The following is a 23,068-nucleotide window of genomic DNA, read 5'->3' on the forward strand; positions in this document are numbered from 1 at the left end:
TGGCGGTCAGCTGTGCAGGGCGCGCAGCACCTTGTAGAAGGCGGCCTTGCTCTCGAAGCCGATGCCGGGGGTGTCGGTCAGGCCGACGCGGCTCTTCTCGACGACGGCGTCGTCGGCGAAGCCGCCCGTGGGCTGGAACTCGCCCGGGTAGGACTCGTTGCCGCCGAGCTTGAGGGCGGCTGCGATGTGCAGGGAGAACTGGTGCCCGCCGTGCGGGATACAGCGCCTCGATGACCAGCCGTGCTGACGGAGCATGTCCTGGATGCGCAGGTACTCCACCAGACCGTAGGAGAGCGCGGGGTCGACCTGGATGGTGTCGCGGTCGGGGCGCAGGCCGCCGTAGCGGATCAGGTTGCGGGCGTCCTGGAGGGAGAAGAGGTTCTCGCCCGTGGCGATGGAGCCGGTGTAGTGCTCGGCGACGGTGGCGTTGAGGTGGTAGTCGAGCGGGTCGCCGATCTCCTCGTACCAGAACAGCCCGTAGGGCTCGATGGCCCGCCCGTACTCCAGGGCCGTGTTGAGGTCGAAGCGGCCGTTGACGTCGACGGCCAGCCGGGAGCCGTCGCCGTCCAGGACGTCGATGACGGCCTCGATGCGGCGCAGGTCCTCCGCCAGGTCGGCGCCGCCGATCTTCATCTTGACGACGTCGTAGCCCAGGTCGAGGAAGCCGCGCATCTCGTCCTGAAGGTCGGTGAGGGTCTTGCCCGGGGCGTAGTAGCCGCCGGCGGCGTAGACGAAGACGGAGTCGTCGGGCTGCCCGTCGCCGTAGCGCTCGGACAGGTACCGGTACAGCGGCTTGCCCTCGATCTTGGAGGCCAGGTCGAACAGGGCCATGTCCACCACACCGACCGCGACCGAGCGCTCGCCGTGCCCGCCGGGCTTCTCGTTGTTCATCATCACGTCCCACGCCGTGGCGTGGTCCAGGCCGCCCCGCTCGTCGAGCAGGCTGCCGGGCTCGGCCTCGAGGAGGCGGGGCAGGACCCGGCGGCGCAGGATCTCTCCGGCGCTGTAGCGGCCGTTGGAGTTGAAGCCGTAGCCCACCACGGGCTTGCCGTCCCGGATGACGTCGCTCTCGATCGCCACGATCGAACAGTCCATGGAGCTGAAGTCGATCCAGGCGTTGCGGATCGAGGAGCTGATCGGAACGACGCCCTCGTAGACGTTGGTGATCTTCACTCAGAGCCTCTCTCATATCTTATAAGATGTGACGCCTGTTAGAGTGAGCGGGTCCAATGCGGGATGTCAAGGGGTGGGGAACCTCCGGAAAGGAACGGTCAGGGGGCTATGGCAGGACAGAACCTGTTCTTCAGCAAGAGCGACCTCGCCTACGCAGAACTCCGCGATCGGATCCTCTTCGGCACTCTTCCTGCCGGGTCACGGCTCGCCCAGTACGACCTCGCCGAGTCCCTCAACATGAGCATCACGCCCCTGCGCGAGGCCATCCGCCGCCTCAGCAGCGAGGGACTCGTCACCGTCGACACCCACCGCGACGTCCGGGTCTCCGTCATGAACTCGAACGAGGCCCGCCAGCTGTTCGAGGTCCGCCTGTCCCTGGACCCGACCGCCGCCGAACTCGCCGCCCAGCGACGCACCGACGACGACATCGCCACGATGCAGGCCGCCGTCGACAAACTTCTCCCCGTCACCCGCCAATGGGGGGAAGAGGCACTCACGGCCCACCGCACCTTCCACCAGGCGCTGTACCGGGCCTCGCACAACGACGTCCTCATCCGTCTCCTGGACGACCTGTGGGACAAGTCCGACCGCTACCGTCGCCTCGGCCTCGAACTCCCGCCCGGCGACGAACCCCGCACCCGGGACCTACAGGAACACCACCAGCTTGTCTCCCTCATCGTGGACGGCCGCGCCGCCGAAGCCGCCCAGTTGATGCGAGGCCACATCACCCACAGCCTCACCGCCACCGCCATCAGCGCCCTCGAAGACCGCGAGGGCATGCGCGTGACGTGACGCGCGGCGACCAGCGCCGTCGTGATGCGTGGGGGGACTGATGTTCTACCTCTGATCTTGGCAGTGCTCCGCCCTTCAGGGCGGGGGTGAAGGCCATCTCAAAATAGCTCTGACCCGCACCGAAGTACGGGTCAGAGCTATTTTCGTCAGCCACTTATACGGGGCGCTGCTGGTTCTCGATGTACTGCTTGACGACGGTCAGCGGTGCTCCGCCGCATGATCCGGCAAAGTAGGAGCCGGACCAGAAGTGTCCGCCCCACAGGTGTCGGCGGACGTGGCTGTCGTACTCCTGGCGGAGCCTGCGGGAGGACACACCCTTGAGGCTGTTGACGAGCTTGGAGAGCTGGACCTTGGGCGGGTAGTGGACCAGGAGGTGCACGTGGTCCTGCTCGCCGTTGAACTGCTTCAGTTCGGCCTCGAAGTCGGCACAGACCTCCCGCATGATCTCCTCGGTGCGCGTCAGCATGGCGTCCGTGAACGCCTTGCGCCGGTACTTGGTAACGAACACCAAATGGACATGCAGGTTGTAGACAACGTGGCGGCCGGTCCTGACATCGGGGTTTGGCTTCCAGCGCGGTGACATAAGCCAACTGTAGTAGGGTGATTTTCATGAGCGAACTCGGGTTGGAGAAGCGGCAGTTCGGGCATCGCGCCCGTCTGGCGCTGCCCCCTGCCCTGATCCTCAAGGCTGATGAGCAGGCACACGCCGCCCGCACCATGTGGAACTGCCTTCACGCCTGGTGGCAGATGATGCCGAAGGACAAGCGGACCCTGGCGAACGCGGACGCCGCGATACGCCAGGCCCGCAAGGACATCGGCTTTCTTGCCGTGCTCCCCGCGCAGGCCGCGCAAGCCGTGCTCAAGACGTACTTCCGGGCGTGGGTGAACTGTTGGGACGGCCGGGCAGACGCCCCGAACTTCAAGGGCCGGTTCCGGTCGGTGATGTCGGTGGACATCCCGCAGGGCCGCGACCTCCAGATCAAGCGTGTGCACGGCCGTTGGGGCATGGGCAATATCCCCAAGTTGGGTCGTGTTCGGTTCCGCTGGACCAAAGATCTGCCCGTCGGCAAGCATGCCGACACAGACAACCGAATCACCGGAGCGCGGCTGGTCAAGGATCACCTTGGCTGGCACATCGCCTTCCGCGTGACGACGATGGAGACCACGCCCGCACCCCACCAGGGGCCCGAGGTCGGCATCGACGCCGGGGTGAACCTGCCTCTCGCCCTCTCCGACAGCAACCACTTCGACCACGGCCGCGCTCCTCGCCTCCCGGACGGCAGGGCCGACCGCGACAAGTGGCTGAACGCAGACGAGAAGGCCAAACTGCTGCGCCTGGAACGCCGAGCCGCGCAGCGCAAGGCGCACCGTAAGCCTGGCGAGCGCACCAGCCGCCGCCTTCACCACACCTATGACCAGATCCGAGGGTTGCGCGCAAAAGCCACGCGACGCCACCAGGACTGGCAGCACAAGACCACCACCACCCTCGCCCAGCAGTACGGCACGGTCGTGGTCGAAGCACTCACCATCACGAACATGGTCAAGTCCGCTCGGGGAACCGTCGAGGAGCCGGGGAAGAACGTCAAGCAGAAGTCGGGCCTGAACCGCTCCATCGCCCAAGAGGCGTGGGGCCGCACGGTCACGATGCTGACGTACAAGACCGCCCGGTATGGGGGCACCCTGCACAAGGTTCCAGCCCCCGGCACCTCCCAGCGTTGCTCGGCATGCGGCTTCACCACGCCGGGCAGCAGAGAAGACCAGGCCACGTTCGTGTGCAAGAACACCGGCTGCGGATGGTCAGGCAACGCCGACTGGAACGCGGCCCGGAACATCTTGCATCTGTACCGGACGGGCCTCGTGCTCGTCCCGGCTGCCGGAAGGGCAGTCGTCAGGCGCGCTCGCCGCGTCAAGCCACCTACCGCAAGGTAGGGCGGAATCTCCCTCGTTTACGGGGGAGATCGCTTCAAATGTCACCTTCAGCACTAGAAGAATTAGTCGATGGCCATCCGCTGCCGGTCTGCTCGGCCGGAGCGCGATAGGCACCTGGCATCGCGGTGGCCTCATCGTTGGCCGCCCAGGTCGCGTCAACGACGCCTGCGGGGGCCAGACGTACCTGCCTCGGCCATCACGGTGGGAATCAGCGAGGCGACGGCGCCTGCTGCGCAACCTCGGACTGGTCACTGGGGAACGCCGCGGACGCTCAATCGTCTACGCCCTCTACGACAACCACGTCGCCGACTCGATCAGGCCCTTCACCACGTCGAACACCTGCGGCTGGGCATCCGGGACACCCCGGCGGCCGTCCCGCCCGGGAGCCGGTCACAGCTGGGCCTGCCGCGCGCTGCGGACCGCGCCACAGCCGCACGCATCCCCCGCCTGCCGCCCCAGCAGCCTCACCTATTGGTCCGCGGCTCCTTTCTGGTTCAGAGCCCGGGTCAGTTCGCGGTTAGCCGCGCGGGCAGCCTCCAGCCCCGCGTCTTTCTCCTCCAGTTGCGCCGACAGGTCGGTGTTTGCCTGCTCCAGGCGGGTGACTTGGCGCTGCAGTTCTTCCTGGTCCGCTGAGGCGCCCAGCCCTGATTCCCGCCACGCCTGCTCGCCCATCAGCTCGGAGAGCCGCTGTTCCAGGCTCCGAGTCTGGGTGACGAGCCGGGTGTTGCGGGCGTGCGCGTTTGCGAGGTCGGCCTGGAGGGAGGCCAGGCTGACCGGCGGCCCGGCCGCGGCATCCGATGCGGAGGGCTGTAGTTCTGCGGCATGGATGAGGGCGAGTAGGTCGCGGTGGCGGTAGAGGAAGGTGCGGTCGACGCCGGCCTGCCGGGCGATGCCGCTCACGCTGATCGCCGTACCCGTGCGGATGGCCTGCTGGATAGCGGTCGTCACGCGCTGGCGGCGGCGTTCGCCGTCGGCGCGACGGCCGGCGGTCATGGCGGTGGTCATGCGGTCCTCGTGGTGTGGACGTCGGGCAGGGGCTGGCCGATGCGGGGCATGCCGAGCATCACGCTGCGGCGTACGACGGCGACGGTCTCGCCGATTTGGGCCTGTTCCTCGTCGGTGAGGTCACCGAGATCGGCCTTGACCCGCTCGATCAGCCGACGCACTCTGCGGATCTCCTCCTCAGAGGGCGTGGCTTCGCTGCGCGCCCAGTCGTCGGCTGCGAACGCCGACATCAGCCGCTCCCGACCGCGCAGCAGATCGGCCAGGTACGCCTGCAGGTCCGGCAGGTAGGAGACGTCGGTACGGAAGTGGTCGCAGCCCACGCACCGGAACCGGATGGGTCAACTCTGCCCGCCAGCCGCGACGTTCGAGGGCTCCTGGCAGACGCCGTAGGGGACACTGACTTCCCCGATCGCCCGCCGTACGTGCTCGGAGTCCAGCAGCGACTGGGTCTTGCGCCAGACGCGGGTGCCGTTGCGGTCGGACTGCAGGGCAATCACCCGGTCCACGGCGTCTCGCCGCCGCTCCTGGCTGACCCGGTAGTAGTTCTGGGTGGTCTTGAGGTCGGAGTGGTCCATCAGCTCCTTGAGGACGTCCGGGGCCACACCGGCATCCGCGTGCCGCCGGGCGTAGCTGTGACGGTAGGCGTAGGGGAAGATCCGGCTCTTGTCGAAGGGCAGCATCCGGGTGACCGCCTGCCCGTTCTCCTCCACGGTGGTAGGGACCAGGAAGTCGGGCAGCGAGTCGACCCAGGTGCGGTGGCCTTCGCCGATCGAGTGGATCGCCTTGGTGCCGTGTGGGTTGGCCCGCATGCTGGGCAGCAGTTTCAACTCGCCGACGGGAGTGTTCGGGAACATCTCGCGCACCCGCTGCTGCTGGGTGGTGATGACGCCCGCGGTGGCTTTACCGATCGGCAGCCGCCGCCCCTTTCGGTAGGACTTGTGGTTGTCGTAGACCAGGACCAGGGAGCCGTCGGGGTCCTGCCCCAGGCAGTCAACGGGCAGGTCGCGGATCTCTTCGGGGTGTCGGCCGGTGTCCATCAACAGTTCGGTGATCCCGGGCACTGCGACATGCAAGGAACATCGCCACCAGCTCCTCGTCCGACGCCTGGTCCACCTCCGTCTGCGGCTCCTGCAACCGGTGCCGGGCCCGCAACCGGGTAGTACAGGCCTGTCTCCTCCCCCTTCGCTTCCTTCCGGCAGATCCCGGCTGTCCGCCAGCTCGTACAACTGACCCAGCGCCGACCGCGGTGCCGCGCCAACAGACACCGCGTACGACAGCAAGCCGCGCACTGCGGCCAGCACTCCGTTCACCCGCCGCTCTCCCCGCCCCGGCTTCGTCCCCGGACCCCACACCAACGTCGGATTCTCGGCGCCCAGCCGACTGGGCGAGTAGCGCAGCCACACCATGAACAACCCCATGTCGGCGGCGGCCTCTTCCCACCGCCGGCCCGTCGTCCGGCACCAGCGGAGATAGAAGGCCGCTCCGCTGGCGCACGACCGTGTCGTCAGCTCCGTCCGACTCCGCCCGAATCGCAAGAACCGAAGCCACTGATCGGCCACAGACACGACACAGAACTCGTCATCGACCACGGTCCAATACCGCGCTCCTGACGGCAGATCAACGGGAAACGCCCGCACGTGCAACTCCTCTGAAGTGACGGTTCATGCAACAACCCGCCACAGAGCCACAGCCCCCGAGAACGAGCCTCAGAAGACCAACGAAGTCTCCCGTCCCACGTCACACCACGGCCGTACCCGCCTCAGAAAACGGCAGGTCCTCGCCCGCGCGTACGAGCCGTGGGGGCGCGAGCGCCTGGTGATCGACACCGCGGAGTAGCGCCCTCATGAATTGCCGGGCCGGTTCGCCCGGCACCTCAACGTACGCCGAGCGGCCCGAACCACCCCGCGCAGCCTGTCCGTTGACACCTTCACACGTCGCGTGCTTGCATCGCGCCATGCCACCACTGGAGCCTCTGACGCGCCGCCGCACCGTGGACCTCGTCCGCGTGGCTGCCGCACTGTGTCGGTTCCCCGGCTGATCACTCCCTTCCGCGCTCCCACCTCCAACAGTCGGACCCACCGGTCCTGTTGGATTCGGCAGTCCGGCCTGGATGTCGCGCGCCGGCTCGCGCTGTCTCCTCTCCCCACGTCCGGCTTCCACACTGATGACGAGGACCGTCATGCCCGCATCCGCTGTGCCTCCACCCCGTCCCGCAACCCGTCTCGACGAAACCGCCTACGACCGTCGCAGGCTCCGCCAGTGGCTCGCCGGGGATGCCAGGGCGGACGGGGTCAGCCGCCGCCGTCTGCTCACCCTGCTCGCCGCCACGGCCGCCGCGACCTCACTCCCCACGCCGCGCCCGGCCCGCGCCGCCGACACCCCGATCGTCAAACCGCTGCCGCCCGAGTGGTTCATCCAGCGCGGCACCAACGCCGAGATCCGCTGGGAGGCCCTGCGCGGAACCGGCCACCACACCCCCAACGAACGGTTCTTCGTGCGCAACCACACCGCCACCCCCGTCCTGGAGGCGGACGACTGGCAGCTGCGGCTGTGGGGCAGCGGGCTGCGGGGCGCGCCCGGCGAGGACAAGCCGGTGGCGTTCGGATACGACGATCTGCGCGCCCTGCCGGCCGTCACCCGGACCGCGTTCGTCGAGTGCGCCGGAAACGGCCGCGGCTACTACACCACCCAGCAGGGAGACACCGTCACCGGCACCTCGTGGACGCTCGGCGCGGTCGGCGTCGCCCGCTGGCGCGGGGTGCGCCTGGCCGACGTACTGCGCAGGGCCGGGCTGTCCTCCTACGCCGTGGACGTCCAGCCGCGTGGCTTGGACGCCGAGTACGTCAGCGGCAGTGAGAGCCTCGGCCGGGTGCGCCGCCCGCTGCCGCTGGCCAAGGTGCTGGACGACGTCCTGCTCGCGTACGAGATGAACGGCGAGCCGCTGCCGTTCGACCATGGGTATCCGGTGCGGGTGCTGGTGCCTTCGTGGGTGGGGATCGCGTCGATCAAGTGGGTCGGCGACATCGAGGTGTCCGCGCAGCCGCTGTTCTCACCCTGGAACACCACCTTCTACCGGATGTTCGGCCCCGCCCACCCGGAGGAGGGCAGCGCGCCGTTGACCCGGCAGACGATCAAGAGCGCCTTCGAGCTGGCGAGTGGTGCCACGTTCCGCGTGAGCGAGGACCAGGTGCTGCACGGCCGGTCCTGGTCGGGCGCGGGAGCCGTCGCGCGGGTCGACGTCAGCACCGACGGCGGGACGAACTGGCGGCCGGCCCGGCTGCACGACCATCCCCGTGCCGACACCTGGACCCGCTGGTCCGTCACCTGGAAGCCCGAGATACGCGGCGCCACCCACTTCCTGGCCCGCGCCACCGACACGGCCGGCCACAGCCAGCCGGACATCGCTGTGCCCAACACACAGGGCTATCTGTTCGACGCGGTGGTGCGGCATGCGGTGACCGTGATCTGACGGCGGTCGCGAGGATCACGGTGCCTGCGCGGATGACGACGAAGTCTCCGGTACGGGGTGTTGAATCCGTCTGCCCCCGTGGCGCGCCCCGTCGAGGGTCAGTCAGCAAGTTGCAGTCAGGACTTCGTGGCGCGGCTTTCTTCGGCTGGCGGGGACAAGTCTTGGACTTGTCGAGGTGCCTGTGCACCGTGGACCGTGGCACGCCGAATGGGGCACGATCTGCTGTCCATCGGCGGCGTCCCCGCCGCTCGAAGGACTCGAAGGACTCGATGACCGGGCGATGCGCTGGGTGATCTTCGGGGACCGGAGCCAGCATCGCAGGTGGTCGTAGTCGTAGCCCTTGTCGCTCTTCAACTCAAGGGCCGCATCCAGGACTCGGCCAGGACGATCTTCTCGGCTCCCCGCGCGAACGCCCAGGCCGCCAGGGTGAAGGCCCGCATGACGTCTACGACCACAGCCCCCGACGGAGTCTCGGCCGGCTCTGGGGTGGAGACGAACCGGAAGCGCCGGGGCACTTCGGAGTCCCCATCGGACCCGGAACGGTTCGGTGCCCTCATGTCATGACCGCGGATCTGCGCTCGGACGGCGGAAGCAGGAGGATCTCCAGGGCACGGGCGCAGGTGCGGGCCTGGGTGAGGAACCAGTCCATGCGGTCCGCCGTGATGACTTCCGGTGTGGCGCGGACGGCCAGCGCAAAGCGCGCGGAGTCCGCGTGATCGAGCACGGGCACGGCCAGGGTGCGGATTCCGTACGCCGACTCGCCGTCGTTGAGGGCGTGCCCGTCGGCGCGCACCCGTTCCAACTCCTCGGCAAGGCGCGAGGGGTCGACGATGGTGCGGTCCGTGAAGGCGCGCAGCGGCGGCAGCGATTCCGCACCGCCCTCGCCCGCACGGGGCCAGGCGAGCAGCACCTTGCCGAGTGCCGTGGAGTGCAGCGGCCTGCGCAGGCCCACCTTCGGCGTGACGGATCCGCCCGCCACGATCACGGCATGCGGACCGCTGCGCAGCGCCAGGTCGGCCGTTGCGCCGGTGCGGTGGGCCAGATCTGCCAGTTCGGGCGCGACGAGGTGGAGTCCGCGCTGGTGGTAGGAGAGGCGGCCCAGTTCGGTGACGGCGGGCCCCAGTCGGTAGCGGGCGGTTCGCGCGTCCTGTTCCAGGAACCCGGCGCCGAGCAGGGTGCGGGCCAGCCGGTGCGCGGTCGAGGTGGAGAGCTCGAGACGGCGCGCGAGCTCCGAGGCGCTGAGGTCCGGGGCGTTGTCGTGGAAACAGTGCAGGACGTCGAGGGCGCGCCGTACCGCCTGCGCGCCTGACGGCGGGGCCTGGGTCATGCGTGGCTCCTCCCATGGCTCCGGCTTCTGGTTCCGGTTCTGACTCGGGTCCCGGTTCCGGTTCGGCTCAGGCCCGGAGATTCCCACATTACGGCACAGTCGAGAGGCTCAAACCACCCTCTGAAATGCCCCGTTCACACCCGTTCCCACATTATGGGAAGCTGCTTGCCCGGGTGTTCAGGCTCGTGTCAGGCTGCGCTCACCCCGCCGGGCCGCCCGGCGGGAAGCCGCAGGGAAGGGAACAGTGCGATGACCGACGCCGCCGTTCCGCCTGCCTTCACCACGCGCCGCCACATCGATCTCGGGCGCGTCTCCAGCATGTCCTGTCGCTGACCCACATCCGGTCCGGCAGCGTCACCGGCAGGCCGGCCGCCGCGCCGGCCTGCCGCACACCTCACTGCCTCGCCTGTTCCGAGGCAACGCCCTTCCTGGAAGAGTCCATGACGCATACCCCTGTGCCCGACACGCTGTGGTTCACCCGCTGTCCCGTGCCCACGGCGACCGGCATCGCCGCCGACCGGCGCTGGCTGACAGCGGAGTTCGCGCCCGACGGCATCGCCGTACGGTCCCTGCAGGACGCGGCACCCGACATCGACGCCACGACCAGGCAGACCCACTACACGCACGCCCTCCCAGGCCTGTTCCGAGAGGGCGGGAACGTGCCTGCGCTGTGGGCCCGTTCACGCGGCGAGCCCACCCGCCTGATCGGTCTCACCTGGATCGAGGAACGGCAGACGATCCTCGTCGCACCGGGCTCCGGCCTCCGCGGCGCGCCCGCACTGCGCGGTCAGCGCCTCGCCATGCCCAAGCACACGATCGCCGTCGACTTCTGGCGTGCCATGGCCCTGCGCGGCTTCGAGGGCGCGCTCGCCTCCGCCGGACTCACGCTGGAGGACGCCGCGCTCGTCGACGTACCGGCGGACGGTCATACGGGGCAGTGGGCCGCAGAACTCGAGGCGCTGCGGCGCGGCGACGTGGACGCCGTGTACGTCAAGGGCGCCCTGGCCGTCGAAGCGGCCCGGCGCGCCGGCGCCGAGGTAGCTGTCGAACTCGACGAACTGCCCGACCGCAGGCATCGAGTGAACAACGGCACACCGCGCCCGATCACCGTCCACCAGAGCCTGCTCGACGACCACCCCGACCTCGTCGACCGCTTCCTCGCGGTGCTGCTGCGCGCCGCCGACTGGGCCGCAGACCGGCCAGAGGACGTCGCCCGCATCCTCGGCGCCGAGACCGGAGCCGGCGCCGAGGGCGTCCAGGGCGCCTACCGCCCCGGCACCCACCGCACCCTCCACCCCGACCTGTCGGAGGAACGCCTCACCCTGCTCGCCCAGCAGGAGTCCGCCCTGCGCGCGCACGGCGTCCTGCCCGAACCCGTCGACGTACGCGCCTGGGCCGACCCCGAGCCGCTGCGCCGCGCCCGTCTCCATCCTTCCGCCGCCTCGTCCAGAACGGACACGTAAGGACCTGCCATGCGCATCCCCCGAATCACCTCGGCTGCCCTCGCCTCCGTCGCCGCTCTCGCCGTCCTCACCGGCTGCGGGACCTCGGAGGCCGACACCGGAGCCAAGAAGGCCGAGGTCACCGTGCGTATCCCGGACCCCGGCAACGCCGGAGTGCTCGCCCTCGGCAAGAAGGACGGCTCCCTGGCCAAGGCCCTGTCGAAGGTGCACGCCAAGGTCGCCTGGACCGGCAGTGCTGGTCCGTTCGCGCCCGCGGCCCAGGCCCTGAACGCGAACCAGCTGGACATCGCCACCGGCTCCATCACCTCCGGCATCACGTCCCTCACGCAGACCCCCGGATTCAAGTTCTTCAGCGCCACCGCGCCGGACCCCGTGGGCGAGGGCATCCTCGCTAAGGACGGCTCGGGCATCGACTCGGTGAAGGACCTGGTCGGCAAGAAGGTCGCTGTCAACCAGGGCGGCACCGGTGAGTATCTGCTGCTCAAGGCCCTCGCCAAGGAAGGGATCCCGGCGAGCAAGGTGGAGCGGGTCTACCTGCGCCCCGACCAGACCGCCGCCGTCTTCAACGCGGGCAAGGTCGAAGCCTGGGCGGTCTGGGCGACGTACTCCGTGGCCGAACTCGGCACCGGCAAGGCGCACTTCATCGCCGACGGGCAGGCCATCGGCTCCGACAACTACAGTCTCACCGCCGTCCGCACCGCCTTCGCGGACCAGCATCCCGAGGTCGTCAAGGCGATCTACCAGTACCTGCACGACGGGAGCGTGAAGGAGAAGAAGAACCCGGCCGCGTACCTCAACGTCACCACGGACGCCGGACCCCAGGCGCTCACCGGCGAGGCCAAGCGCATCCAGATCGAGTTCACCCGCAAGGGCGGAACCGTCGAACCCATCACCGACGCCGACACCAAGCGCTTCAAGGACGTCGCGCACTTCTACGCCGAGCAGAAGGTGACCCGCACCGAGGTCGACATCGCCGCCCACCTCATAGACGTCGGGAAGCTGTCGTGACGGCGACCCACGAGGAGGTGACCCATGAAGGTCCGTCCCACGAAGAGCTGACCCAAAAAGAGCCGGCCCACGAGGGACTGGTCCTCCCGCGCGCGCCTGTTCGGCGGCCCCGCTCCCGGACGTACTCGCTGACGGTACGAGCCCTGGGTCCACTGGTGCTGCTGGCCCTGTGGTGGACGGCCTCCGCCACCGGCGCGCTCACCCCTGACATCCTCGAGTCGCCCGCCGGCGTCGGCCGGGCCGTGGGTGAGCTGTGGGGCAACGGCCAGCTGCCCGACGCGCTCGCCACCTCCCTCACCCGCTCCGGCATAGGCCTGCTCATCGGGCTCACCGCGGGCCTGACCCTCGGCATCACCACCGGCTTCACGCGCCTGGGCGACGAACTTCTCGACTCCTCGCTGCAGACCTTGCGCACCATCCCGTTCCTGTCGCTGGTCCCGCTGTTCATGGTGTGGTTCGGGATCAACGAGATCGCGAAGATCCTGCTGATCGCCGTCGCCACCACCTTCCCGATGTACGTCTCCACCTCCAGCGGAGTGCGCAACACCGACCGCAAACTGATCGAGGCGATGCGCAGCTTCGGGATGAGCCGGATCGGCATCGTGCGCGATGTCGTCCTGCCCGGCGCCCTGCCGTCGCTGCTCGCCGGTCTCCGGCTCTCCATGACGCTCAGCGTGATCGCATTGATCGCGGCCGAGGAGATCAACGCGACGGCCGGAATCGGCTACCTGATGGCGCAGGCGCAGAGCTATGCCCGTACCGACATCCTGGCGGTCTGCATTCTCGTGTACGGGCTGTTCGGCCTCATCGCCGACGGGATCGTGCGGCTTCTGGAACGGGTGCTGATGCCCTGGCGGTCAGCAGGGCAGGGGGCGGGCCGATGAGCACCGCCGTACAAGTCCGCGGTCTGCGGCGGGTGTTCGGTGAGCGAGCTGTTCTCGACGGTCTCGACCTCACCATCGGCAGGGGCGAGTTCGTGGCGCTGCTCGGCGCGAGCGGCAGCGGCAAGACGACACTGCTGCGGATCCTCGGGGCCTTGGACAGCAGCGACGGGGGACAGGTCCTGGTTCCGCGGGCGCGCACGATCGTCTTCCAGGAGCCCCGGCTCGTGCCCTCGAAGCGCGTGCTGACCAATGTGACCGTCGCGCTGCCGCGCGGCGAGGCGGAGCGCGGCCGGCGTGCGCTCGCCGAGGTCGGCCTGGAACGGCACGCCCGGGCCTGGCCCGCCACCCTATCGGGCGGCGAGGCGCAGCGCGTCGCGCTCGCTCGTGCCCTCGTCCGGGAGCCCGAACTCCTCCTGCTCGACGAGCCGTTCGCCGCCCTCGACGCGCTCACCCGGCTGAAGATGCAGGACCTGGTGGGCGAGCTGTGCCGGGTGCACCGCCCAGCCGTGCTTCTCGTCACGCACGACGTCGAGGAGGCCGTGCGCCTCGCGGACCGCGTCTGCGTCCTGCGCGACGGCCGGCTCGTCACCGACGAGCCCGTCACCGTGGACCGCCCGCGCGACCCGGGCGACTCCGCCTTCGCCACGCTGCGGCGACGGCTCCTGAACGACCTCGGCGTGCAGCTCGCCGAGACTGCCAATCTTGCTGAAACCGGAGTGATCTGAGTGACCATCACCATTGGTGTGCACAACAGCAACCCGACCCTCTACTACCTCTCGCGCCTCGATTACGCGGCCGAAGAACTCGCCGCCGTCGGGGAGACGGTCGACTTCCACACCTACACGAACGGCGTGCGCACTGGCGAGCTCCTCACCCAGGGAGTGATCGACTTCGGCGGCACCGGATCGACCCCGCCCGTCACCGCCCAGGCCACCGGGCACGACATCGTGTACACGGCAATCTCGGCGCCGCGCCCCGACCACGGCGCACTCCTCGTCACCGAGGACAGCCCCGTACGCACCGTCGCCGACCTCAAGGGCGGCACCGTCCACCTGGCGATCGGCTCCTGGCAGACCCATCTGGTCGCCAAGGCGCTCGACGACGCCGGACTCTCGTACGCCACCGACATCACCGCCGTACGCAGCGACGAGCACAGCGAGAAGCTGCTGCGCTCCGGTGAGATCGCCGCCTGGGTCGCGCAGGGCCCGCAGCTCGCCGCCGCGCGCCGCGCCGGAGGCCTCCGCGTTCTTGTGCCCACGGGCGACGTCATCACCGACCGCTCGGTGTTCTTCACCCGCAGGGAACTCGCCGAGGGGCAGCCCGAGGTCGTCGAGGCGCTGACCCGGGCACTGCGGCGCGCCGACGACTGGGCCGAGACACACCCGCGCGAGGCTGCCGAGATCGCGGCCGAGTACCAGGGCGGCGCCGCCGACGACTGGGAGACGGCCCTGCGCGCGCTGCCCTGGCAGATTGAGGACGTGAGCGACGCGTTCCTCGCCGAACAGCAGGAGGCCGCAGACATCTTCCTCCGCACCGGCTTCATCGAGCGCCCGGTGAGGGTCGCCCGCGCCGTCGCCCACAAGGCCTGAGGAGTACGTGACATGGCCCCCGAAGTCCTCTGGTACATCATTCCGCGCGAAGGTGCCTACCCTTGGGAGCCGGCGGGGCGCCGGCCCGTCGACCTGGGCTACCTCCAGCAGCTCGCCGGCGCCGTCGAACGCCTCGGCTTCACCGGCGCGCTGCTCGCCACCGACCTGTACGACGTGTGGCCGCTCGGCAGCGCCCTGTCCGCCACCACCAGCACCCGCTTCAAACCGCTGATCGCCGTCCACCCCGGCCTGATCTCCCCGACGCTCCTCGCCAAGATGGCGCTCAGCTTCGACACCCTCTTCGGCGGCCGGCTGCGCTTCAACGTCGTCAACGGCTCGACGAAGGCCCTGCGCGAGTACGGCCTCCAGGTCGAGCACGACGAGCGCTACGCGCTCAGCGCCGAGTACTGGTCGATCGTGAAACGGCTGACCGCCGGTGAGGTCTTCGACCACAAGGGCCGCTTCTACGAGCTCCGGGACGCGGGTGCATCCTTCCGCGACCTGAAACCGGTGCAGGCCCCGCACGTCCCGCTCTGGTTCGGAGGTTCCTCGGAGCCTGGCATCGAGATGGCCGCCCAGCACGTCGACGCCTATCTGACCTGGGGCGAACCGCCGCACCTGCTCAAGGAGAAGCTCGACCGGGTGCGTGAGCGCGCTGCCGCGTACGGGCGGACCCTGCGCATCGGGCTGCGGCTGCACCTGATCGTCCGCGACACCGAGGGCGAGGCGTGGGCCGCCGCCGACCGGCTGCTCGACGTCACCAGCGAGGCCACCTATGCGCGCCAGCTCGGCGACAGGGTGGGCGAGGACGGCGTCGGCTGGCAGCGCCAGTTCCGCCAGCACGGCGGCAAGGTCCCGGCGCGCGCCCGTGAACTCGAGGTCCATCTGAACCTCTGGCCTGGCATGAGCCTGTTCCGGCCAGGACCGGGCACCGCCGTCGTCGGCTCCACGTCCCAGGTAGTCGAGCGCCTGAAGGAGTACGAGGAGCTGGGCGTCGACACCTTCATCCTGTCCGGCAACCCGCTCCTGGAGGAGGCCTACCGAGTCGCCGAAACGGTACTCCCGGCGCTGGGAATCCGGGCGTGACACGCACCGTACATCTCCCATGACGCCGCTTGCTCACCGCGTCGGCCGATGTCACTCCTGCAAGTCGAGCTGGTGCTTTGGAGTGCCGGGTCTGATGCAGGGTTGGGTGACAGGTTGACCTGCCCCACCTCTCAGGTTCCAGTTTTGGTGGCTAACTGGCGGCCTTCACGAAAGGCTGCGCAAGCACCCGGTCTGGGGCTACCTCACCCCGCTGGAGATCCGGCAACGACACGAACAAGGACACGCCCTCGCGGCGTAAGTATCGAGTGTCCGACATCACGGGGGAACTTCAGGTCTCCGAATGCGCCGGGCTTGTCTCGTAGTCACGGGCCAGGCGTCGGTTGGCGATGATCCACGACAGTGCGTTCGATTGCCCACCGCTTCGGTTGCACTTGGAAGCCTCGCTGGCCAGGGTCCTTGCGGACAATCTCCAGCTCGCGGCCGAGGATCTGGGTGGCCCAGTCCACCAGGCGGCCAGCGAAGCCCTGGTCGGCCCAGATCTTCCGCACGCTCGGATGGTCGAGGCGGGTCCACAGCAGCGGGCGCTTTCCGCCGTCGCGGTCCTGCACGTTCGCGGCGACCACGTGGACAGCCAGGAGAAGACCGAGCGTGTCGGTCACGAGGAACCGCTTGCGGCCCTTGACCTTCTTACCCGCATCGAAGCCCCTGGTGGCCGCAGGGACGGTGTCGGCGGTACGCACGGACTGCGAGTCGATCAGTCCCGCGCTCGGTTCGGCGCCGCGGCCCTCGGCCTCGCGGACCTGGCCGCGAAGGGCGTCGTGGATCCGCTCGACCGTCCCGTCGTCGTGCCACCACGTGAAGTACCAGTACACCGTGGGCCATGGCGCGAAGTCCTTCGGTAGCTGCCGCCAAGCGCACCCGGTCCGCACGACGTAGAAGATCGCGTCCAAGATCCGCCGCCGTGGATGCTTCTCCCGTCGGCCGCCTTTCGGGCCCACCCTGGCGAGCGGCAGCAACGGCTCCACAAGCGCCCACTGTTCATCCGTCAGGTCGGACGGATACCCACCCCCAGCAGCATTCACATGAGACTCAACGACCACCCGGGCCGCTGGACACCACAGATCTCAAACACGGTCTTAGAGGGCGTTCGTGTCATCTATACGGCGGTTTACGGCAGTTGGCGCTTGCCGGGAATCAGCCTGTACAGGCAGAACAAGCGGTATGTCTCTTCGGTCGAGACGCACCTGGCCTTGCCCTTTACTCTGTTTTCTACCGATAGCTCATGTCCGGTTCGAATACGCGCCTGAAGTTGGCTTTTGCCTCGCCTGATCGAGCGATATGCCCGACCAGGAGCCCCGTGCATGAGTATCCCCATGACCTCTTCGCAGCAGCGCCAGCCGTACCCGAGTGACCTGTCCGACGCCCGCTGGGCACTGATGGAACCGACCTTGACGGCATGGCGGGCCGAGCGGCAGAAGACCTCGCTCAACCTCGGCGGCAAGGTCACTGACCTGCGCGAAGTGATGGACGCGATCCTCTTCCTCAACCGGACCGGCGTCCCCTGGCGCTACCTGCCGCACGACTTCCCTCCGCACACCACCGTGTTCAGCTACTTCAGCGACTGGACAGCCGACGGCACCATCGAGAAACTCGGCGTCCGCCTGCACCGACTGGTCCGTGAGCAGGAAGGACGCGCCGCCGAGCCCACCGCCTGCGTCATCGACGCGCAGAGCATCAAGACCGCTCCCAGCGTGCCCACTGACACCCAGGGCACCGACGCCGGCAAGAAGATCGTGGGCCGTAAACGCAGCATCGTCGTCGACACCCTCGGCTTATTACTGCTGGTCATGGTGACCGCCGCCAGCGTCTCCGACAACGAGGCCGGCAAACAGCTCCTCACTCAGATCGCCGCCGACCACCCCACGATCACCAAGGCGTGGGTCGACACCGGCTACAAGACCCAGGCCATCGAGCACGGCGCCACCGTCGGCATCGACGTCAACGTCGTCCCGAGAAACGCGCAGGTCAAAGGGTTCTCTGTGATTCCGCGAAGGTGGGTCGTGGAGCGAAGTTTCGGCTGGATCATGATGCACCGACGCCTCGCCCGGGACTATGAGACCAAACCCGCCCACTCCGAGAGCATGATCCGGCTCGCGATGATCTCCAACCTCGCGAAACGAGCAACGGGTGAAACACCCATAACTTGGCACAATCCCTGAACTGTCATGTCTTCAGCCGGAACGTCCTCTTACAGCGGCTAACACAATGAGGCGCGTTCTACCGGTCTGGTCTTTTCGCCTGCCGGTCTGGCGTTCGTAGAGTAGTCGCATCGGCGCTTGCCTCCAGGCCGCTGCTCAGCTCCCGCAACGGGCGGCGGATGGACGCGGAGAACACGCCGAGGCGGATCGTGCGGGAGGTCGCTGAGCGGCACGCCGGGCTGACGGGGCTGGCGGGCGAGTTGACCGCCGACGGGGTGGCGCTGTCGCTGTCGCCGTTGGAGGACGACGAGCAGGAGCAGGCCGCCGTCGGCACGGAGAAAGTGCACGTCACACGACTGGTCCCCTGCTGTGGCGCGGACGGTCCCGCGCATCGAGCGTGGTCTGGGCGGGGCAACGACGCCCCGGCCGAGCTCATAGAACGGATCCTCATGCCCGTCACCGTGCAAGACCACCGGGTACCCCACAAGTCCACCGTCCCCGCGAACAGGGGCGAGGACGTCGAACTCTTCGTGCGGGAGCGCGACGGCACGCCCCCCGGCCACCCCGACGAGCGCACGGCCGTCCTGATGCTCCACGGCCGGAGCGTTCCGGTGCTCGCGGGCTTTGATCTCGATTTCAAGTCGTACAGCTGGGCCGATGCGCTGGCGAAGGCCGGTTACGACGTCTTCATGATGGACCTCCAGGGCTCGGGGCTGTCGCCGCGGCCGAAGATGGAGGACCCTCGCAACGTCAACCCCGCCCAGCAGAACCTTCTGAAGCCGAGGCCTCCAGGTTTCACGCCGGGCCCGCCGAACTATCCGTTCCAGCTGACCAACTCGAACAGCGACCGGGACGAACTGAACACCGTCGTGGAGTGGATCATCCGCGAGCGCGGGGTGAAGAAGGTCGCCTTCATCGGCTGGTCCGCGGCCGCGTTCACGATGGGGCCGTACGCGGTCAAGAACCCGGGCAAGGTGTCGAGCCTGTTCCTGCTGGCGCCGATCTTCCCGCCCGAGGGCACGTCGAACGCCCCCGACCCGCTGCCGCAGCCCGGCTTCCCGACGTTCCTGAGCACGAAAGACGGAACCTGGAACGGGTGGGGCAACGAGGTGCACTGCGAGGGACAGCGCGAAGAAGAGATGCGCGACAAGGCGTGGGACGCGATCATGAAAAGCGATCCGGTGGGCAGCACGTGGGGTCCGGACGGGGAAGGGCGCAATCGCATCAGAAACTTCGTCCGGTGGGGCTGGAACAAGACCACCGCGGCGCAGGGCGGCGTCCTCGGCGGCAGCGTGCCGGTCCTCATCGCGTACGGGGAGCACGACAGGCAGGTGAACACGTCGAGCGAAGATCCGGAATTCAACTTCTCGGTCCCCGCGCTCTACAACGCCATCGCCGGCGACCACAAGCTGATGGTCAAGCTGGACTGCGCCGGGCATTCGGTGGTGTGGGAGATGCAGCACAAGAACGTGCACAACCTCTCGAAGCACTGGCTCAAGCACCTGAAGGTCGACGGCAAGACCCAGGGCATCTTCGACATGAACACCAACGGCGACATCAGCCCGGCTCCGTAGAACAGCCGAGCCCTCGACCGCGAACCGTGGGGGCCCAGGGGCCATACGTCAGCCTTGCGCCGTCGTCAGGGCCGCCACAGGCACCGGCGAGGTGGAGTCCGCCGTCTGCGCGCCCTCGCCCGAACGGCGGGCCGCGGCATCGTCCGCCGCGGCGCCGGCGCAGCGGCGGTACGGGAGGAATCCCGCCGGACGTTCTCCCTCGCCGGGTTCTACGAGGTTGTCCAGGTGTGGCAGGACGGCCGTCGCTTCCCCGGCGGTCGACGCGTCCTTCGACTCTGGCCGGATGAGACCCGGTTCGTGGACCTGGAGGAGATCTGTAGCGTCCTGGTCTGCGAGGTCGGCGAGCTCGTAGGCGATGGTGGTGTAGGCGTCGAGATCACGCGGATGCAGCCGACGGCCGCCGATCGTCACACACGCCTTCTCATAGGCGGCGTCATACGCCTCGTCGGTCTCCTCGTCCGGCGACCGCACCCGTTCCATCTCCCATTCCGGACGGGATGGCGACTTCGCGATCTTGCGTTCCAGCTGGGACAGGCCGCCCGGTTGGTCTGCGTACTCGGCGTAGTGCGCAGCCGAGTCGAACATGTGGAGGTCGGGGTCCTTCATCCAGGCCAGCAGCGGTCGGTCCAGCTTCTCCAACGCCTCCGACGCGTGACCAGTCGGCGTCAGCCAGGGCATCACACCCTCCAGGGCTGCCTTCAGCTCCTTCGGCCCCAAGCCCACGCTCATCGCCATGGCCGTCAGTATCCGCCACCGGCTCTCTCACAACGGGTCCTTGCCGAACTACCACCCGGACGTAAGACGGGCTGCGCCACCACCGCCGCGTTCGTCTCAACGTGGCTCGACTGGTGATCAAGATTCTGAGCGAGAGCGCGCCGCCGACATGGACGGGCGTCCGACCTAGGCCTCGTGCTGCATCGCGACGAACGATCCTTGGCGGCGGCGACCTCTCAGCTCTCGCCGGGACGCCCTCAGCGCGCGGGGCGTCGCCGCCGTTTGGCGACCTCACCGCTTCTCCGGCTACTTCAGGGCTCCTGTCGCCCGAAGCGGACTCGGCCTGGGCGGCTGACTGGCTTCTCCGGCACCACTAGCTCCGCCCGATGTTCTTCGTACGGGTAGTAGTCCTGCGTCTCGGCACTTCGGGGTGCTCATCGACCACGGCCTCCTCCAGCGCCATGCGCGCCTGATCCAACGCTTCGATCGCCACCTGCAGTTGCTCAGCCGGGAAGGCCCTCGGTCCTGTCCGCGGGTACGCGTTCATCAACCCGGTCTGCTCGTGCACCAACTGGCTCCGCACGCCGGAGAGGACCTGGCCCAGGCGCAGGTGCTCGGGATGGGGGAGACCGCGCTTCGTCATCGTGCTGTTCCTCGATTCGGGGTCGGGCGCAGCGTACCCCTCGCCTCGACAGACTGAGCGTTTTCAGCACGGAGGTTGATCCAGTCGATCCCTTCCGGGAGGTGGAGCAGCCCTTGTTGCCCAGGTACCCGTTCGTACTGACCAGCTCACAGAGCGATCATCAGGAGGAACCCGGCACCGTCGTCGAATACATCCGCACCACACGCAGTGTGTCAAAGGTGTCCTTCATCGGCTGGTCGGCTGCCGCGTTCGCCACGGGGCCGTACGCGATCAAGAACTCGGGCAAGGTGGACAGCCTCCGTTTCGAGATGGACGAGAACGGCGGCATCAGCCCAGAACCATAGATCCACACGTCCGCCCCTTGATCAACGCGCCTCCACGGGAGTGAGGTTCAGCGTCTGCTTCAGGGCGTTGTAGATGTACAGCCACGGGCTCCGGCCGCTGTTCGGCTCGGGGAGTTGCACGCGACCCATCACTGGTGCACCCGCACCGAGAATCGACAGAGCCGCGGACCCCAGGTCCGGAATCGACAGAGCCCCGGGGCCGAGGGGCGGAACGCGGCACACCAGGTCTACACCTGTCCCGCCGTCACGCACGTGATGGACGGCAGCGCTGCCGTCAAAGCTGGAGTAGCGGACGAGGTACGGGCGGTCGGCCAGATCCAGCAGTGCCACATGAGTGATGTTGCGTTTCCAGAATCCGGATGGCGATGCGAAGGTCATGGTGAAACTCGACGAGGTGAGATGACGGATCATCAACTCGCCGGTGCTCATCCGGTAGGTCATGACGTAGGGCTCGCTGCCGATCATGATGGCCACGACGGCCGTGTGGCCGGCACCCCACTGCATCGTGGAAACGGGCACCGGATCGGCGGTGTCACTGTCGAGGCGGAACAGCCCGGCGTCGCCGGTGAGACTGTTGTAGCCGACATAGTGCGGCGCCCCGCCCAGGTTGAGGGTCACGACGTGGGTGTGCGAGGCGTGACCAGGTGGGGTGGCGTGGGTGAGGCTGACCGAGGTGAACGTCGCGTCCATCGCGAAGATGCCCTGCATACCGGAGCCGAACTGATGGCCGAAGTAGTGGAGAGTTCCACCGAAGTCGAAGGGGGCCAGCCAGGTCCAGCCGGCGCCGAGGGATCCGGTCCCGACCGCCGGGTCGTGGGAGTCGATCGGCGGAGTGCCGTCGGGGCGGCGGATCGGGAACCGGTAGGTGGCGGCGGCGGAGATCGCGTAGGCGCCTGTGGCCGCGTTGTACGACAGCATGCGCTCCGGGTTCGCGCCGGCCGCGAGGCTCTGCACATGCGTCCAGGCCCCGGCGCCGTACTCACTTCCGGCGCGCACGTCGACCAAGTAGTGGCCGATGTCGATATGTGCAGTCATCTCGCATACCCGGCAGAACGGTCGAGTGCTCTCCCGCATGCGGCACTGAAGTGACGGTCGGAAGACGCCGCAGTCGTGGTATTGCGCGCCCTCGTAGGCACCCACGGCGTCCGCGGGAATCGGCGGGTTCGCCGCGATGACCGGGTGGTTCCGCACGCAGGGAGTGGCCCGCACCGTGGTGGGGACCTGGGACTGCGGCAGAGTGAGGACCTCGGCCCACTTCATGGTGGCGACATCGGTGACCGTGGTGACGTTGGGGACAGTCGGGTCGCCACCGGGGTGCGTGGACACCGGGTCCGAGAAGTCGTTCCGATAGGGATACTCGTCGGCGAGCCTGAACGCCTGGTGCCCGAGTTCGTGGATGGCCACGTCGGGCCAGGAAGCCCTGAATTTGGTGAACCAGCCGACCTCGTTACTCATGCATCCGCCGTCGGTCTGGGTGTTGTTTATCAAGACGAGGAAGTGGTTCACCGGCCCGAGGCCGGGCTCGTCGTGCACGGCCTTCTTCACGGCAGCGTCATCGCCGAAGATGATACGTTCGATCTGATGCCCTTGGAAGGTGTCCCGGCCGAACATGGCGCCGAACATGGTGCCGAAGGGGGACGTGGTAGGGGTCGGAGTGATGAGGTGGATGGTGTTTCCGGTGTGCGCCGACGCCTTGCGGACCTTGACCACGTTCAGCAGTGGCCGCAGGCCGGCATCGTTGAACGGCGAGGTCACCAGCAGCCGTTTGACGAACTTCGCCACGTCCGCGTCGAACAGCCCGGCGTCGAGTTCGACCTGTGTGTAACCCTCGGGCAGCACGGCGATGGTCCAGCCGTGGGCGACCCGGCTCGCGTCCCCGAGGGCGAAGTCGACGACCTTCACTGGTCCT

At 68.2% G+C, this 23,068-nt stretch carries 21 protein-coding genes and 3 pseudogenes; 13 read left to right on the plus strand and 11 right to left on the minus strand.

Going from position 1 to position 23,068, the window contains the following annotated elements; genetic code table 11:
* Window positions 1-6: 6 nt before the first annotated feature.
* Entirely contained in the window at window positions 7-1,173 is a 1,167-nt protein-coding gene (locus tag OHA58_RS39765; RefSeq protein WP_405475323.1) for a mandelate racemase/muconate lactonizing enzyme family protein, read from the minus strand.
* Window positions 1,174-1,281: 108 nt separating this feature from the next.
* Between OHA58_RS39765 and OHA58_RS39770 the strand changes: the two genes are divergently transcribed.
* The gene (locus OHA58_RS39770; RefSeq protein WP_405475322.1) at window positions 1,282-1,965 is read left to right on the plus strand and encodes a GntR family transcriptional regulator; all 684 of its coding nucleotides are present in this window, start codon (window positions 1,282-1,284) and stop codon (window positions 1,963-1,965) included.
* Window positions 1,966-2,119: 154 nt separating this feature from the next.
* Here OHA58_RS39770 and tnpA read toward each other — a convergent pair whose 3' ends face one another.
* Window positions 2,120-2,548, minus strand: coding sequence for an IS200/IS605 family transposase (gene tnpA, locus OHA58_RS39775; protein ID WP_405475319.1), 429 nt, complete (start codon window positions 2,546-2,548; stop codon window positions 2,120-2,122).
* A gap of 26 nt (window positions 2,549-2,574) precedes the next feature.
* Between tnpA and OHA58_RS39780 the strand changes: the two genes are divergently transcribed.
* Window positions 2,575-3,894 (plus strand): RNA-guided endonuclease InsQ/TnpB family protein, encoded by a 1,320-nt coding sequence (locus OHA58_RS39780; RefSeq protein ID WP_405475318.1) that lies wholly within the window; start codon window positions 2,575-2,577, stop codon window positions 3,892-3,894.
* Between the two features lie 223 nt (window positions 3,895-4,117).
* A pseudogene (locus OHA58_RS39785) lies at window positions 4,118-4,266 on the plus strand (transcriptional regulator); the annotation flags it as partial.
* A 96-nt stretch (window positions 4,267-4,362) separates the two neighbouring features.
* On the opposite strand, the gene OHA58_RS39790 reads toward OHA58_RS39785, so the two are convergent.
* The 3 genes from OHA58_RS39790 to OHA58_RS39800 are packed head-to-tail and all read right to left on the minus strand — an operon-like array spanning window position 4,363 to window position 5,960.
* On the minus strand, window positions 4,363-4,899 hold the full coding sequence (locus tag OHA58_RS39790; protein ID WP_405475317.1) for a DUF6262 family protein: 537 nt from the start codon (window positions 4,897-4,899) through the stop codon (window positions 4,363-4,365).
* A complete protein-coding gene (locus OHA58_RS39795; protein WP_405475315.1) occupies window positions 4,896-5,219 on the minus strand; it encodes a transposase in 324 nt (107 codons plus the stop codon). Before OHA58_RS39795 ends, OHA58_RS39790 begins: the two co-directional genes overlap by 4 nt.
* Before the next feature lie 18 nt (window positions 5,220-5,237).
* Window positions 5,238-5,960 (minus strand): tyrosine-type recombinase/integrase, encoded by a 723-nt coding sequence (locus tag OHA58_RS39800; protein WP_405475313.1) that lies wholly within the window; start codon window positions 5,958-5,960, stop codon window positions 5,238-5,240.
* 1,118 nt (window positions 5,961-7,078) lie between these two features.
* Between OHA58_RS39800 and OHA58_RS39805 the strand changes: the two genes are divergently transcribed.
* Complete coding sequence (locus OHA58_RS39805; RefSeq protein WP_405475311.1) at window positions 7,079-8,368, plus strand: sulfite oxidase; 1,290 nt, start codon at window positions 7,079-7,081, stop codon at window positions 8,366-8,368.
* A 371-nt stretch (window positions 8,369-8,739) separates the two neighbouring features.
* Here the strand turns inward: OHA58_RS39805 and OHA58_RS39810 are convergent.
* Together OHA58_RS39810 and OHA58_RS39815 are read right to left on the minus strand one after the other, a co-directional pair.
* Window positions 8,740-8,925 (minus strand): annotated as a pseudogene (locus OHA58_RS39810) (2-phosphosulfolactate phosphatase); the annotation flags it as partial.
* Window positions 8,922-9,695 carry an IclR family transcriptional regulator gene (locus tag OHA58_RS39815; RefSeq protein ID WP_405475308.1) on the minus strand — a complete coding sequence of 258 codons (774 nt, stop codon included), beginning with the start codon at window positions 9,693-9,695 and terminating at the stop codon, window positions 8,922-8,924. The pseudogene OHA58_RS39810 and the gene OHA58_RS39815, both read right to left, overlap by 4 nt.
* 440 nt (window positions 9,696-10,135) lie before the next feature.
* Between OHA58_RS39815 and OHA58_RS39820 the strand changes: the two genes are divergently transcribed.
* Genes OHA58_RS39820 through OHA58_RS39845 form a run of 6 tightly spaced genes read left to right on the plus strand, consistent with a single transcriptional unit; the run spans window position 10,136 to window position 15,725 of the window.
* Entirely contained in the window at window positions 10,136-11,158 is a 1,023-nt protein-coding gene (locus tag OHA58_RS39820; RefSeq protein WP_405475306.1) for an ABC transporter substrate-binding protein, read from the plus strand.
* A gap of 9 nt (window positions 11,159-11,167) precedes the next feature.
* The gene (locus tag OHA58_RS39825; protein ID WP_405475304.1) at window positions 11,168-12,166 is read left to right on the plus strand and encodes an NrtA/SsuA/CpmA family ABC transporter substrate-binding protein; all 999 of its coding nucleotides are present in this window, start codon (window positions 11,168-11,170) and stop codon (window positions 12,164-12,166) included.
* A 47-nt stretch (window positions 12,167-12,213) separates the two neighbouring features.
* Window positions 12,214-13,050 (plus strand): ABC transporter permease, encoded by an 837-nt coding sequence (locus tag OHA58_RS39830; protein ID WP_405484665.1) that lies wholly within the window; start codon window positions 12,214-12,216, stop codon window positions 13,048-13,050.
* Complete coding sequence (locus OHA58_RS39835) at window positions 13,047-13,775, plus strand: ABC transporter ATP-binding protein (protein ID WP_405475302.1); 729 nt, start codon at window positions 13,047-13,049, stop codon at window positions 13,773-13,775. Before OHA58_RS39830 ends, OHA58_RS39835 begins: the two co-directional genes overlap by 4 nt.
* Window positions 13,776-14,639 carry an ABC transporter substrate-binding protein gene (locus OHA58_RS39840; RefSeq protein WP_405475300.1) on the plus strand — a complete coding sequence of 288 codons (864 nt, stop codon included), beginning with the start codon at window positions 13,776-13,778 and terminating at the stop codon, window positions 14,637-14,639. It begins immediately after the preceding gene.
* A 12-nt stretch (window positions 14,640-14,651) separates the two neighbouring features.
* Complete coding sequence (locus OHA58_RS39845; protein WP_405475298.1) at window positions 14,652-15,725, plus strand: LLM class flavin-dependent oxidoreductase; 1,074 nt, start codon at window positions 14,652-14,654, stop codon at window positions 15,723-15,725.
* Window positions 15,726-16,014: 289 nt separating this feature from the next.
* Here the strand turns inward: OHA58_RS39845 and OHA58_RS39850 are convergent.
* Window positions 16,015-16,807 (minus strand): annotated as a pseudogene (locus OHA58_RS39850) (IS5 family transposase).
* Window positions 16,808-17,059: 252 nt separating this feature from the next.
* Here OHA58_RS39850 and OHA58_RS39855 point away from each other — a divergent pair.
* The gene (locus OHA58_RS39855; RefSeq protein WP_405484663.1) at window positions 17,060-17,905 is read left to right on the plus strand and encodes an IS5 family transposase; all 846 of its coding nucleotides are present in this window, start codon (window positions 17,060-17,062) and stop codon (window positions 17,903-17,905) included.
* A 158-nt stretch (window positions 17,906-18,063) separates the two neighbouring features.
* Entirely contained in the window at window positions 18,064-19,458 is a 1,395-nt protein-coding gene (locus OHA58_RS39860; protein WP_405475296.1) for an alpha/beta fold hydrolase, read from the plus strand.
* Window positions 19,459-19,506: 48 nt separating this feature from the next.
* Here the strand turns inward: OHA58_RS39860 and OHA58_RS39865 are convergent, their stop codons facing one another.
* Both OHA58_RS39865 and OHA58_RS39870 read right to left on the minus strand, forming a co-directional pair.
* Window positions 19,507-20,193: a hypothetical protein gene (locus OHA58_RS39865; protein ID WP_405475294.1), complete on the minus strand. Its 687-nt coding sequence runs from the start codon at window positions 20,191-20,193 to the stop codon at window positions 19,507-19,509.
* Between the two features lie 352 nt (window positions 20,194-20,545).
* Complete coding sequence (locus tag OHA58_RS39870; protein ID WP_405475291.1) at window positions 20,546-20,815, minus strand: hypothetical protein; 270 nt, start codon at window positions 20,813-20,815, stop codon at window positions 20,546-20,548.
* 113 nt (window positions 20,816-20,928) lie between these two features.
* Here OHA58_RS39870 and OHA58_RS39875 point away from each other — a divergent pair, with 113 nt between their 5' ends.
* Window positions 20,929-21,159, plus strand: coding sequence for a hypothetical protein (locus OHA58_RS39875; RefSeq protein WP_405475289.1), 231 nt, complete (start codon window positions 20,929-20,931; stop codon window positions 21,157-21,159).
* Window positions 21,160-21,180: 21 nt separating this feature from the next.
* Here the strand turns inward: OHA58_RS39875 and OHA58_RS39880 are convergent, their stop codons facing one another.
* Window positions 21,181-23,061, minus strand: coding sequence for a M64 family metallopeptidase (locus OHA58_RS39880; RefSeq protein WP_405475286.1), 1,881 nt, complete (start codon window positions 23,059-23,061; stop codon window positions 21,181-21,183).
* Window positions 23,062-23,068: the final 7 nt, after the last annotated feature.

It is taken from the genome of Streptomyces sp. NBC_00009 (assembly GCF_045040855.1).
GTDB classification, from domain to species: domain Bacteria; phylum Actinomycetota; class Actinomycetes; order Streptomycetales; family Streptomycetaceae; genus Streptomyces; species Streptomyces aureus.